Source organism: Pseudoclavibacter sp. RFBG4, from assembly GCF_002931515.1.
Classification (GTDB): domain Bacteria; phylum Actinomycetota; class Actinomycetes; order Actinomycetales; family Microbacteriaceae; genus Pseudoclavibacter.
The window spans coordinates 55959-68329 of record NZ_PSYC01000011.1; the positions used below are offsets into that span (position 1 = coordinate 55959).

The 12371-nt window shown below is 69.5% G+C and carries 13 protein-coding genes; 7 read left to right on the plus strand and 6 right to left on the minus strand.

The genetic code is table 11. The features are described 5' to 3' along the window. Positions 1-8: 8 nt before the first annotated feature. Both C5E10_RS02965 and C5E10_RS02970 read left to right on the plus strand, forming a co-directional pair. Entirely contained in the window at positions 9-728 is a 720-nt protein-coding gene (locus tag C5E10_RS02965; RefSeq protein WP_104330371.1) for a response regulator transcription factor, read from the plus strand. Then, a complete protein-coding gene (locus tag C5E10_RS02970) occupies positions 728-2110 on the plus strand; it encodes an ATP-binding protein (RefSeq protein ID WP_104330372.1) in 1383 nt (460 codons plus the stop codon). The genes C5E10_RS02965 and C5E10_RS02970 overlap by 1 nt, the downstream gene beginning before the upstream one ends. 16 nt (positions 2111-2126) lie before the next feature. Here the strand turns inward: C5E10_RS02970 and C5E10_RS02975 are convergent, their stop codons facing one another. Genes C5E10_RS02975 through C5E10_RS02985 form a run of 3 tightly spaced genes read right to left on the minus strand, consistent with a single transcriptional unit; the run spans position 2127 to position 3662 of the window. Next, complete coding sequence (locus tag C5E10_RS02975; RefSeq protein ID WP_104330373.1) at positions 2127-2384, minus strand: type II toxin-antitoxin system RelE/ParE family toxin; 258 nt, start codon at positions 2382-2384, stop codon at positions 2127-2129. Beyond that, positions 2381-2644 carry a type II toxin-antitoxin system Phd/YefM family antitoxin gene (locus C5E10_RS02980; RefSeq protein WP_104330374.1) on the minus strand — a complete coding sequence of 88 codons (264 nt, stop codon included), beginning with the start codon at positions 2642-2644 and terminating at the stop codon, positions 2381-2383. Before C5E10_RS02980 ends, C5E10_RS02975 begins: the two co-directional genes overlap by 4 nt. A gap of 55 nt (positions 2645-2699) precedes the next feature. After that, entirely contained in the window at positions 2700-3662 is a 963-nt protein-coding gene (locus C5E10_RS02985) for a TAXI family TRAP transporter solute-binding subunit (protein ID WP_146080133.1), read from the minus strand. A gap of 151 nt (positions 3663-3813) precedes the next feature. On the opposite strand from C5E10_RS02985, the gene dctA reads away from it, so the two are divergent. Next, positions 3814-5373, plus strand: coding sequence for a C4-dicarboxylate transporter DctA (gene dctA, locus C5E10_RS02990; protein WP_258070977.1), 1560 nt, complete (start codon positions 3814-3816; stop codon positions 5371-5373). A 191-nt stretch (positions 5374-5564) separates the two neighbouring features. Here dctA and C5E10_RS02995 read toward each other — a convergent pair whose 3' ends face one another. From C5E10_RS02995 to kduI, 3 genes are all read right to left on the minus strand, one after another. Continuing rightward, positions 5565-6008 (minus strand): hypothetical protein, encoded by a 444-nt coding sequence (locus C5E10_RS02995; RefSeq protein ID WP_104330376.1) that lies wholly within the window; start codon positions 6006-6008, stop codon positions 5565-5567. Positions 6009-6413: 405 nt separating this feature from the next. Beyond that, positions 6414-7196 (minus strand): IclR family transcriptional regulator, encoded by a 783-nt coding sequence (locus C5E10_RS03000; RefSeq protein ID WP_104330377.1) that lies wholly within the window; start codon positions 7194-7196, stop codon positions 6414-6416. 26 nt (positions 7197-7222) lie between these two features. Next, a complete protein-coding gene (gene kduI / locus C5E10_RS03005) occupies positions 7223-8056 on the minus strand; it encodes a 5-dehydro-4-deoxy-D-glucuronate isomerase (RefSeq protein WP_104330378.1) in 834 nt (277 codons plus the stop codon). Positions 8057-8152: 96 nt separating this feature from the next. Here kduI and C5E10_RS03010 point away from each other — a divergent pair, with 96 nt between their 5' ends. From C5E10_RS03010 to C5E10_RS03025, 4 genes are all read left to right on the plus strand, one after another. After that, entirely contained in the window at positions 8153-8902 is a 750-nt protein-coding gene (locus C5E10_RS03010; protein WP_104330379.1) for an SDR family oxidoreductase, read from the plus strand. Continuing rightward, on the plus strand, positions 8899-9540 hold the full coding sequence (locus C5E10_RS03015; protein WP_219820313.1) for a bifunctional 4-hydroxy-2-oxoglutarate aldolase/2-dehydro-3-deoxy-phosphogluconate aldolase: 642 nt from the start codon (positions 8899-8901) through the stop codon (positions 9538-9540). The genes C5E10_RS03010 and C5E10_RS03015 overlap by 4 nt, the downstream gene beginning before the upstream one ends. Next, complete coding sequence (locus C5E10_RS03020; RefSeq protein ID WP_104330381.1) at positions 9537-10484, plus strand: sugar kinase; 948 nt, start codon at positions 9537-9539, stop codon at positions 10482-10484. The genes C5E10_RS03015 and C5E10_RS03020 overlap by 4 nt, the downstream gene beginning before the upstream one ends. Before the next feature lie 64 nt (positions 10485-10548). Next, the gene (locus C5E10_RS03025; RefSeq protein ID WP_104330382.1) at positions 10549-12351 is read left to right on the plus strand and encodes a beta-galactosidase family protein; all 1803 of its coding nucleotides are present in this window, start codon (positions 10549-10551) and stop codon (positions 12349-12351) included. Positions 12352-12371: the final 20 nt, after the last annotated feature.

The window sequence follows — 12371 nt, forward strand, 5'->3', positions numbered from 1 at the left end:
TCGACCCCATGCGCGTGCTGCTCTGCGAAGACGACGACCAGTTGGCAAGGGGGCTGAGTCGCGCCCTCAAGCACGCCGGACACCGGGTCACGCGGGCCGCCGACGTCGCCGAAGCCCTCGCCTGCATCCGCGACGAAGTGCCCGAGCTGGCACTCGTCGACATGTCCCTCCCCGACGGGCTCGGCACGCAGATCATCGCGAAGCTCCGCCAGCATCCAGCCGTCGGCATCATCGTGGTCAGCGCGCACGGCCGCGAGCAGGACCGCATCGCAGGGCTCCGCGCCGGCGCCGACGACTACGTCACCAAGCCCTTCAGCGTCGCCGAGCTGCTCGTCCGCATCGAAGGCCTCGCCCGGCGCACCCGCGAGATGCGCCGCTCCACGAGTACCCCCGATTCTCCCGTCGTCGAGGTCGGGATGCTGCGCCTCGACACCGAGACGCGCACCGCGACGATCACCGCAGACGACGGTGCCGCCCCGACCGCGCAGTCGCTCACGCAGAAGGAGTTCGAGATCCTCCGTCTCCTCGCGGCGCGGGCAGGGCAGCCCGTGACGCGCGAGGACCTCCTCGACCGCGTCTGGGAGCGCAGCGTCGAGACCGGCACGCGCTCGCTCGACACCCACATGGCCACACTGCGCAGCAAGCTCGGCGACACCGTCACCATCACCACCCTCCGCGGCGTCGGGTACAGCCTGACGGAGCCCGCCAACCCGGACGGGCCCACCTGATGCACCGGCGACTCGTGCTGTGCGCCATCCCGCTGCTCGTGCTGCTGCTCATCATGATCGCCGTGCCCACCGCTGTCACGATCGCCGACCGCCACTCGGCGGAACTCACCAACGACCGCCTCAACGACGCCGCCCGATTCTCGACCGCCGCCTACACGGCCATCGGCACCGACCCCGTTCGCCTCCAGGCCGAGCTCGACGACTACGCAGAGCTCTTCGACACCCCCACCTGGCTCCTCAACCGCGACGGGCAGATCATCCACTCGGCGGGCCTGCCCTACGCAGTCGACGACGCCGACCGTGCGCTCGTCGACGCCGCCCTCTCCGGGCAGTCGCCCGACCTCACCACCACCGTCTGGCCGTGGGGGCCAGAGCGGCTCACGATCGTCGCCCCAGTCGGCCGCGACTCGCAGGTCGTCGCCGCCCTCGTCTTCGACGTGCCCACCGACACTGCCCGCACCACGATCCTGACCGAATGGCTCATCCTCGCCGCAGGGCTGCTCGTTCCCGGCGCCGTCGCCTTCTGGCTGCTCTGGCCCATGTCGCGGTGGGTCCTCCGCCCCGTTCAGGAGCTCGAACGCTCCGTCGATGCTGTCGCGCGCGGCAACCTCGACGCGAAGGCCGGCACCGACACGGGCCCGAGCGAGCTGCGGCTCCTCGCCTCCACCTTCAACTCCATGGTCGGCACCGTCTCCGCGACCGTCACGAGGCAGCAGGAGTTCGTGTCGGATGCGTCGCACCAGCTGCGCACGCCCCTCGCCTCGACGCGCATCTCGGTCGAGAACCTCGGACCCTACCTCCGCGACGACGCCGAAGCGCGCGAAGTGCACGCCGAAGCCATCGAGACCATCGACCGCATGACCGGAACCGTCGCGGGACTGCTCGACGCCACCCAGTTCCAGAGCCGGCCGCCACGCATCTCAGCGATCGGCGACGCCCTCGCCGGGGCAGCGTTCCGCTGGGCAGAAGCCGGCGCGCGAGCCGGCATCGCCGTGCAGACCGTGCATCTCCAGGGGGAGGCGCTGGAAGTGCAGGAGCCCGCCGGCGGCCTCGACGCCGTCGTGAGCGAGCTCGTCACCAACGCCATCAAGCTCTCCGGCGGCACCGAGGTGCGCGTCGCGGGCCGGCCGGACATCGGCTCGCGTCGCTACGTCGTCACGGTCGACGACAACGGCATCGGGCTCGCACCCGACGACCGCGAGCACGCCACGCAGCGCTTCTGGCGCTCGCCCCGCACCAGCAACCTGCCGGGAACCGGACTCGGCCTGAGCATCGTCGCGCAAGCCCTGCGAGATATCGGGGGCGGGCTGACGCTCGCGGATGCGCCCGGCGGCGGCCTGCGCGTCGAAGCCGCGGTGCCCCTGGCCGAATCTCAGTCCTAGCTGAGCGGAGCATCTGCTAGCGATAGACCTCGCGACCGTGCGCGGCACGCACGATCGTGATGACGAGTTCCTCGTCGTAGATGTCGTAGATGACGCGGTAGTCGCCGATGCGAACTCGCCACGCGGTCTCCTCGCCCACCAGCTTGCGAGCCCCTTGCGGGCGTGGTGTTTCCGACAGCGACTGGATCGCATCCAGCACGCGCAGTTGGACTGGGCGAGTCAGTTTGCGGACCTGTTTTGCGGCGGCCGAGGTCAACTCGACGCGGTAGGTCACGCGCGGAGCTCACCGCGAAGCTCATCGAGGGAAACCCGGTCGCCATCATCTGCCGCTTTCGCATGGCGATACGACTCAACATCGCGATGCATCTCGAACGACTCCAGAGCTTCGAGGTCAGCGACGCTGACGACGACTGCGGCGAGCTTGCCGTTCCGAGTCACTCCCACCCGTTCACCGGCATACATGGCCCGACCGAGCACGTCGGAAAGCTGCTCGCGAAGTTCTCGAGTGCTGATCTCACGCGTTACAGAGTCCATGTGTCAAGAGTAGACGTTGTGTACACAGTTGTCACCGGTTTCTGGCCAGCGGCCCCTACGGCTTATTCGCGCGGAACCAGCCGGCAGCCCCGGGATGCAGCGAAATGGGAGTCGTCCCCGCGCCCGTCCGAGGGTTGATCTGTCCTGCCTCAGGGCGCACGTGCGACAGTGCATCCGCGTTGCCGAACAGGCAGGCCGTGAGGAACTCCGCGAGCGAATCCGCCATGCCGGGCCGCACCGCGAGCACCGTCGGCACCGCGAGCGTCGTCGCCGCCTGCAGGCCCTCGTACATCGTCGACGGGATCGTGACCGGGAAGTACACCAGCGGGAAGCGGTCGATGAGATGCTCGGCGTTCGAGCCGAGGTCGATGAAGCGCACCCGCTGCCCGGCGCCGATCTCGCTGATCGCCGGAGTCGGCATGCCCGTGAGGCTCGCCGCAGCCTCGACCGCGCCGCCCGCGAGCGCCGCAACGGAGTCGGCCTGCGAAAGGCTCACGTAGTTCGCCTCGACGCCCAATTCAGTCAGGATCGCCGACGTCGTGAAGCGGGTGCCTGACAGCTCGAGTCCACCCGCGATGGTCTTGCCCTGCAGGCCGCGCAGATCGGTGATGTCCGAGTCCTCCGGAACCACGAGGTGCAGCACCGAATCGAAGACACGCGCGAGCGCCACGATCTCGCCCTCGAAATCAGCGGCGACGTCGACGTTGATGAGCGCCGCATCCACCTCGCCCGCGCTCAGCAGCTGGGCGTTCTCGAGCGACGAGGCGGTGTCGCGCACCAGCACCTCGCCGGCAGGCCACGACGCGTTCACCGCGTCGGCGTAGGCCGCCCCGATTTCCCGGAACACGGCACCCTCTGGCCCCGTCGCGAGCGTCAGCACCTGCCCGGACGGCTGCGGCGAGGCGCACGCCGCGAGCGCAAGCGAAGACAGCGTTGCCGCCGCGCCTCCGAGGAACGCTCGCCGCGTGACGCCGCCTGCTGGCGGCTCAACCGACGACATCCACGGTGCAAACGCCACGGTTCGACCCTAACAAGCGGGCGTCCGCGACCGAATGTCAAGAACACCTTAAGGATGCGCCGAGCCCCTGGGCTCCTGGCCTCCGGGCGCCCACCCTTGGACGACGAGCCGTCACCGATGACGCACACGCTGGAGTTCAAAGGAGAACACCGTGACACACGACTCGAACCCCGACAAGGGCAAAGCGGTCAAGACCACCCCGGGCTCACCAGGCCAGGCAATCAGCAAAACCCCTCCCGCGAAGAAGAAGAAGCCGTTCTGGCACCACCTCTACGTGTGGGTGCTGTTCGGTATCGCGCTCGGCGTCGCCGTCGGCCTGATCTTCCCGGCCTTCGCCTCCGAGCTGCGCTGGCTCGCGACGCTCTTCATCAACCTGGTCAAGGTCGTCATCGCGCCGACCATCTTCGCGACCGTCGTCGTCGGCATCGCTGGCCTCGGCAACCTCGCGAAAGCGGGCGGCCTCGCCCTGCGCACCGCCGTCTACTTCAACATCACCACTGTCGTCGCTCTCGGCCTCGGCCTCATCGCCATCAACGTGTTCCAGCCGGGCGCCGGCCTGAACTACGACGTCGCGAGCTTCGACGGCTCGGCCGCCGACGCGACCATCGCCGACGCGGGCGACGCCGGGGGAGAGGGCCTGCCCGGCTTCATCCTCGGCCTCATCCCCACCTCGTTCATGTCGGCGTTCGTCGACGGCCAGCTCCTCCAGGTGCTGCTGCTCGCCATCCTCACCGCCATCGCGATCGCCATGCTCGGCAAGCGCGGCGAGAAGGTCGTGCGCGCCATGGACTCGCTCGCGAAGGTCATGTTCGGCATCATCAAGATCGTCATGTGGGTCGCCCCCATCGGCGCCTTCGGCGGCATCGCCTTCACGATCGGCAAGCACGGCGCCGAGATCCTCGGCAACCTCGCCTTCTTCATGGGCTCGTTCTGGCTCACCTGCCTGATCTTCGTCTTCCTGGTGCTCGGCCCCATCTGCCACTGGGCCGGCTTCAGCATCTTCAAGTACATCCGCTACATCAAGGACGAGCTGCTGATCGTGCTCGGCACCTCCTCCTCCGAGACGGTGCTGCCGCGCATGATGACGAAGCTCGAGGCGGCCGGCGTGCCCAAGCACGTCGTCGGCCTCACCATCCCGACCGGCTACTCGTTCAACCTCGACGGCACGGCTATCTACATGTCCATGGGTGCCATCTTCATCGCGCAGGCGTTCGGGGTGGATGTGCCCATCGGCACCCAGATCGCGCTCCTCGCGTTCATGCTCATCTCCTCCAACGGCGCCGCGGGCGTCTCCGGCGCTGGACTCGTGACCCTCGCCGCATCCATCGCCGCGTTCGACCACATCATCCCGATGGTCGGTCTCGCGCTCATCGTCGGCATCGACCGCTTCATGTCGGAGGGCCGCGCCCTCACGAACCTCACGGGCAACGGCATCGGCACGCTTGTCATCGCCCGCTGGACGAAGGTGCTCGACCGCGAGCGACTGCAGGAAGTGCTCGACAACCCCAACGACGTCGACGTCGAGCACCTCATGAGCCTTGACGGCGAGGAGGAAGCCGAAGCTCGCGCCGAGGGGGAGAGCAACCTGGAGCTGGCATCCGACAGCATCGACCGCAAGACGGAGTTCGCGGTCGGCGGGCCGGCGGCGGACCCGGTTGAGGGTTCCTCTGGCCGCAGGGAATCCTCCAGCGAGCCGAACGCCCGCGGCTGACCGGCAACCGACAGGGGCTCGACGCGTCGCGGTGACGCCTCGGGCCCCTTTGGCGCCGCCTCTGTCCAACTTCAGTGCTGATCCGGCCGGTTTCGGCACGGAGTGGCGCGAAACGGCCATCTGAGCACTGAAGTTGGTCAGGGTCGCCGCTACCCAGCGTTCCGCAGCTGTCGGGCTGGGGCGATGTGGAGCTATTCCGTGGTCGCAGCGGGTTCGGCAGAAGGTCCCGATACGTCGATCGTCGCAGTGGCGCTGGCGCCACCCGGCAATGTGGCCGTGACCGTGCCCGTGAACTGCGCGCCTGCCGCCGGCTCCTGGTAGCTGACGAGCACAGTGAAGTTGCCGTCGCTGTCGACGCTCGCGGTCGCAGGGCCGGTCAGGCCGTCGGTGTAGCTGAGGTCGACGCTCTCCGGGCGAACGCCGCCGACGAGCGGCGCGTAGCCCTGCAGCTGCACTGGGTTCTCCTGGCCTGCCGAGCGCCGATTGTCGGCCACGAACCTCAGCGTCTCCTCAGTGGATGCTGTGGCGAACGGCGTCGAGGCTCCGACCGCGACGACGGGCAGCGCCCATGCTGCGCCGGTGACGATCGTCCTACGGGAAATGCCGTCGGTCGACGGGGGAAGCTGCTCGGCCAATTCGGGGTCCTCTTTCCTGGGGAGGTCCTATTGTCCGTCAACGCGGCGGTTCTGGCCAGTCCATCGCCGTCGAGACCTCTCGACTTCCGCGCTTGTCGCGCGGCCGACGCAACCGGTTCAGTGCTGTCCCTGTCCAACTTCAGTGCAGAAACGGCGACATCAGGCGAGTGCAACGTGTCAGCCGGCAAGTTTGCACTGAAATTGGTCAGGCGTGCCTGCAGGTACTTGTGTTCTGAGCTCGAGCTGACCGTGGAGTGGCCCGCCGCAGCAGGAGCCGCTGCCACCGAACGCTGTCCAACATCAGTGCAGAAACGGCGACATCAGGCGAGTGAATCGTGTCAGCCGGCAAGCTTGCACCGATGTTGGACAGAGTGGCCCCGGACCGCAGCCCGTCGCCGCGCGGCGCTAAGCCCCGGGTGCTCCGGGTGCGCCGAGCTCGCGGGAGATGCGGTCCGCGGCCGCGATCGCCGCGGGCGCGAGGGCCTCGATGCTGAGGCCCGGGTACTCGAGCTCGATCGACGACACCGAGAGGCCGTGCGTCACGGCGCCGGTGTGGTCGCGGATGGGCGCCGACACGCACACGGTGCCCGTCTCGTTCTCGCCGAGGTCCGTCGAGTAGCCGCGCTCGCGGACGCGGGCGAGCTCCTCGTGCAGGAGGCCGAGATCGGTGATCGTGAGGTCGGTGCGTCGCGGCAGGCCGACGCGTGCCGCAAGCGCATCCACTCGCTCAGGCGCCCAGTCGGCGAGCACGACCTTGCCCATGCCGGAGCTGTGCAGGGGCACGCCGAGGCCGACGCGCGAGCGCATGCGGTACGGCTTCGCCGAGTCGCGGCGGATGAGGTAGACCATCTCGCTCTCGGTCGCGACGCCCACGTGGATGGTGCAGTCGACGGAGGCGGCGAGCTCGTCGACGATGGGGCCAGCGACCTGCGAGATGTCGACGCTCGCGAGCGCCCGGCCCGCGAGGGCCAGCAGGTTGGGGCCGGCCCGGTAGCCCTGCTCGGAGTTGCCCCCGAGGTAGTGCTGCGCGACGAGGGTGCCCAGGATGCGGTGGACGGTGGCCTTCGCGAGCCCGGCCTCGGCGACGATGTCCGTGAAGCGCGGATGCGCGAGGGCCGCCGCGAGCACGAGCAGCGTCTTCTCGCTTGCCCCCGCAGGCGGGGTCGGCGACTGGCCTGCGTCGTCCATCCTGACCACCCTCGTTGTTGGAGTCGTCACCGCATGTCGGTGATCGGCACAGAGTCCATGTCGTCGAACGACTGGTTCTCGCCGGCCATCGCCCACACGAACGAGTAGCTGGAAGATCCTACTCCCGAGTGCAGCGACCAGCTCGGGGAGAGCACGACGTCGCCGTTCGCGACCATGAGGTGGCGCGTCTCCTTGGGGTCGCCCATGAGGTGCACGACCCGCTGGTCGTCCTCGAGGTCGAAGTAGTGGTAGACCTCGGTGCGACGGTCGTGGGTGTGCGCCGGCATGGTGTTCCACATGCTGCCGGCGTGGAGGCTCGTGACGCCCATGACGATCTGGCAGCTCTTGACGCCGTTCTCGTGGATGCACTGGCGCAGCGTGCGACGGTTCGACGTGACCTGGTCGCCGAGCTCGCGGATCGTGCCCTCTTCGGGGGTGACGAGGGTGTTCGGGTAGGCCGTGTGCGCGGGGGCGCTGAAGCCGTAGAACTTGGCGGGGTCGGCGGCGTCGCTGCTCTCGAAGGTGACGTCGACGGTGCCGCGACCGAGGTAGAGCACGGCGGTCTTCGCGAGTTCGTAGCGCTCGCCGTCGGCGACGACGACGCCGTCGCCGCCCGTGTTGACGATGCCGAGCTCGCGGCGGTCGAGGAAGTTCTCGCTGCGCAGCTCGTCGACGGTCTCGAGTTTGAGGGGGCTGTCGGTGGGGACGGCGCCGACGGTGACGACGCGGTCGAAGTGCGTCGCGACGACGCGGATCTCGCCTGGCGTGAGGAGCTGCTCGACGAGGTAGCGGTCGCGGAGTGCCTGCTGGTCGAGGGTGGGGATGTCTTCCGGGCGACCCGGGCGGTACTGCTGAGACAAGGGGGTTCCTCTCGTGATTCGTTCGTGGCACGTCTATAGTAGATGAATGAAACCGAGTTCCGCCAGGTGGACCTGGCCTCACGCGAAAGGGTCGCTATGACCAGCTTCGACCTCACTGGAAAGACCGCGGTCGTCACCGGCGCCCGCCGCGGCATCGGCCTCGGCATCGCCACGGCACTCGCTGAGGCGGGGGCGGACATCATCGCCGCGTCCTCCCAGCAGGAAACCGACGGCGGAGAAGTCGGGGCGCGCGTTCGCTCGCTCGGCCGCAGCTTCGAGGGCCACGGCGTCGACTTCACCGACCGTGCCGCCGTTGAGCAGTTCGGCGCATCCGTGAAGCACGCCGACATCCTCGTCAACAATGCCGGCACCATCCGCCGCGCGCCCGCAGCCGAGCACTCCCTCGACTGGTGGGACGAGGTCATCCAGGTGAACCTCTCGAGCCAGTTCGTGCTCAGCCAGATCGTCGGCGCGGCCATGGTCGAGCGCGGTGACGGGCGCATCATCTTCACCGCGAGCCTGCTCAGCTTCCAGGGCGGCATCAACGTGCCCGGGTACACGGCGTCGAAGTCGGCCATCGCGGGCCTCGTCCACGCTCTCAGCAACGAGTGGGCATCCCGCGGCGTGACCGTCAACGCGATCGCCCCCGGCTACATCGCGACGGACAACACCGAGGCCCTGCGCGAAGACAGCGACCGCTCGCGCTCCATCCTCGAGCGCATCCCCGCGGGCCGCTGGGGCGAGGCAGAAGACCTCGGCGGTGCCGCCGTGTTCCTCGCCAGCCCGGCCGCTGCCTACGTCACGGGTGTCGTCCTCCCCGTCGACGGCGGATGGCTCGCACGATGACCGCCCTGTTCGAGGGCCACTCCGTCGTTCCCCTCTCCACGCCGAGCACGCAGGCGCAGGCCGAGGCGCTCGCCGACGGTCTCGTCGCGGGCGGCATCGGCATCGTCGAGATCGCGCTGCGCGGCGACGGGGCACTGGATGCGCTGCGCCACATCGCGGGGCGCCCCGACCTCATCGTCGGCGCGGGGACCGTGCTCGACACGGAGCAGGCCAAGCAGGCGCTGGACGCGGGGGCGCAGTTCCTCGTCTCGCCCGGACTGTCAGCGGAGGTCGTCCGAGTCGCGCAGCACGCCGACGTTCCGATCCTCCCGGGAACGCTCACGCCGAGCGACATCACGGCGGCCCGCGACCTCGGGCTGTCGCAGCTCAAGCTCTTCCCGGCGGGCAACTTCGGCGGGCTGTCCCTGCTCAACACGTACGCCTCCGTGTTCCGCGGCATCACGTTCATGCCGAGCGGCGGCATCAGCCTCGCCAACCTCGCCGAGCACCTCGAGCATCCGGCCGTCTTCGCGGCGAGCGGAAGCTGGCTCGGCACCTCGAAGCTGCTCGATGATGGCGCAGACGCGGTCGCCGATGCAGCACGTGCGGCAGCCGACATCGCGACCCGCGTGAGCGCGGCCAAGGTCGGCCGCGCGTGAGCGGCATCGTCACGATCGGGGAGGCGCTCGGGCTGGTGATCGCGCGCCGGGCCGGCGGCTTCGACCTGCAGTCCGACGCCGAGATGAGCTTCGGCGGTGCAGAGAGCAACGTCGCCATCGCCGCGGCCCGACTCGGCGTCGAGGCCGCGTGGATCGGCCGGGTCGGCGATGACGCCGTCGGCCGGCGCATCCTCCGGGCCCTCAGGGCCGAGCAGGTGCAGCTGCACGAGACGGTCGACGCGGATGCACCCACCGCGATCATGCTCAAGGACCGGCCCCGCCCGGGCCGCAGCCGCGTCACCTACTACCGCGGCGGACTCGCCGGCAGCCGCATCACGCCGGCCGACGTGCCGAGCGAGGCCATCGTGGGCGCCCAGATCCTGCACGTCACGGGCATCAGCCTCGCCCTCAGCGACAGCGCCGCCGAGACAGTGCTCAGCGCAGTCCGCCTCGCTCGCGAGCACGGCGTGACCGTGTCGTTCGACGTCAACCACCGCAGCAAGCTGTGGTCGGCCGAGGCCGCGGCTCCCCGCTACCGCGAGCTCGCCGCGCTCAGCGACATCGTCTTCGCCGGAGACGACGAGGCCGCCATGCTCGTCGGCGAGGCATCCCCGCTCGAGCAGGCTCGCGCCCTGCAGGCCCTCGGCCCCCGGCAGGCCGTCATCAAGCGCGGCGAGCACGGCGCGTCCGGCATCGACGGCGACCTCGAGGTCGAGGTGCCCGCCTTCGCGGTCGACGTCGTCGACACGGTCGGCGCCGGTGATGCCTTCGCCGCCGGCTACCTCGTCGAGCTCACGCGCGGGGCGCCCCTCGAGCAGCGCATGCTCACGGCCGCCGCGTGCGGAGCCAGCGCCTGCCGCAGCGACGGCGACTGGGAGTCGCTGCCGAGCTGGGGCGACCTTCGCGAGCTCGTGGACGGCGTCGGCGACGCCGTCCAACGCTGATCCACCCCCGCTTCCTCTGAACACCCCCGATGTCAGCGAAGACAGAAGACTGGAGTCTGCTCACATGACCTTCGAGATCGGCGAAGAGCACTTCCTCCTCGACGGCGAACCCCACCGCGTGCTCTCCGGGGCGCTGCACTACTTCCGCGTGCATCCCGAGCAGTGGGCCGACCGCATCCACAAGGCCAAGCTCATGGGCCTCAACACGATCGAGACCTACGTCGCCTGGAACGCCCACGAGCACCGCAAGGGGGAGTGGGATGCGAGCGGCTGGAACGATCTCGGCCGGTTCCTCGACCTGATCGCGGCCGAGGGGATGCACGCCATCGTGCGCCCGGGCCCCTACATCTGCGCGGAATGGCACAACGGCGGGCTCCCGACGTGGCTCGTCGCGATGCCCGGAGTGGGGCTGCGACGCTCGGAACCCACCTACCTGCACGAGGTCGAGACCTACCTGCAGCGCGTCTACGACATCGTCGCGCCGCGGCAGATCGACGGCGGCGGCCCCGTGGTGCTCGTGCAGATCGAGAACGAGTACGGCGCGTACGGCAACGACACCGCCTACCTCGAACGGCTCGTCGAGGTCACCCGCGAGGCCGGCATCACGGTGCCGCTCACGACGATCGACCAGCCCACCGACCAGATGCTGAGCGACGGCAGCGTCGACGGCGTGCACCTCACCGGCTCGTTCGGGTCGCGCGCCGACGAGCGCCTCGCCACCCTGCGGCGCCACCAGCCGACCGGCCCGCTCATGTGCGCCGAGTTCTGGGACGGCTGGTTCGACTGGTGGGGCGCCTTCCACCACACGACGAGCGTCGAGGACGCGGCTCGCGAGCTCGACGCGCTGCTCGCCGCCGGCGCCTCCGTGAACTTCTACATGGTCCACGGCGGCACCAACTTCGGCCTCACCAACGGGGCGAACCACAAGGGCAGGTACCTGCCCATCGCGACGTCCTACGACTACGACGCGCCGCTCGACGAGGCAGGGAACCCCACCCCGAAGTTCTTCGCGTTCAGAGACGTCATCGCGAAGTACGCCGACGTGCCGGCTGAGACCCCCGCCCTCGCGGCCCCAGCTCCCGAGCTCGAGGTGCCGCTCTCCGTCGTGGATCCGGATGCGTGGCTCCCGCCCGTCAGCCTCGAACGCCACACGGCGCCCCCGACCTTCGACGCCCTGCAGCACCTGAGCGCTCTGGTCGCCTACGAGGCCGAGCTGCCGCGCGCATCCGCACCCCGCCTGCTGGAGTTCGAGGACGTGCGCGACTTCGCGTGGCTCTCCATCGATGGCGTCCCCTTCGGCACGCTGTCGCGCACCCTCCACGAGACGTCGATCGTCGTGCCCGCCGGGACGCGACTGCGCGTGCTCGTGGAGGAGCAGGGTCGCGTCAACTACGCCGAGCGCATCGGCGAGGAGAAGGGCATCATCGGCACGCCGCTCCTCGACGGGGCTCCCCTCGATGGGTGGACGGCGACGCCCATCGACGTCGCAGAGGCCGGAGCCGCGATCGGCTCGGCGCTCACCAGCGCATCCGGCGCCGGTGGTGCTGCTCTTGCTGCGGCCGACGCATCCGCGCCACTGGCGCATCACGAGACGCCGCTCGGGCTCACCGGGCTGCGCGGAGAGTTCGAGCTCGAGGCGCCGAGCGACCTCTACCTCGAAACGGCCAAGTGGGGCAAGGGGTACGCACTGGTGAACGGCTTCCTGCTCGGGCGCTATTGGCGCAGCGGTCCGCAGCAGACGCTCTACGTGCCGGGCTCGGTGCTCCGCGCCGGCGTCAACACGGTCACGGTCGTCGAGCTCGAGGTGACGGCGTCTCCCGTCGCTCGCTTCGTCGCGCAGGCGGCGCTCGGCCCCCTCGAGGAGTAGCTCGCGCCCCCACCCCCCAC

Excerpts from the sequence above, each read along its gene's own strand:
- C5E10_RS02965 (WP_104330371.1), top strand. The coding sequence starts at position 9 with ATGCGCGTGCTGCTCTGCGAAGACGACGACCAGTTGGCAAGGGGGCTG.
- C5E10_RS02970 (WP_104330372.1), top strand. The coding sequence starts at position 728 with ATGCACCGGCGACTCGTGCTGTGCGCCATCCCGCTGCTCGTGCTGCTG.
- C5E10_RS02980 (WP_104330374.1), bottom strand. The coding sequence starts at position 2,644 with ATGGACTCTGTAACGCGTGAGATCAGCACTCGAGAACTTCGCGAGCAG.
- C5E10_RS03000 (WP_104330377.1), bottom strand. The coding sequence starts at position 7,196 with ATGGACGACGCAGGCCAGTCGCCGACCCCGCCTGCGGGGGCAAGCGAG.
- C5E10_RS03010 (WP_104330379.1), top strand. The coding sequence starts at position 8,153 with ATGACCAGCTTCGACCTCACTGGAAAGACCGCGGTCGTCACCGGCGCC.
- C5E10_RS03015 (WP_219820313.1), top strand. The coding sequence starts at position 8,899 with ATGACCGCCCTGTTCGAGGGCCACTCCGTCGTTCCCCTCTCCACGCCG.
- C5E10_RS03025 (WP_104330382.1), top strand. The coding sequence starts at position 10,549 with ATGACCTTCGAGATCGGCGAAGAGCACTTCCTCCTCGACGGCGAACCC.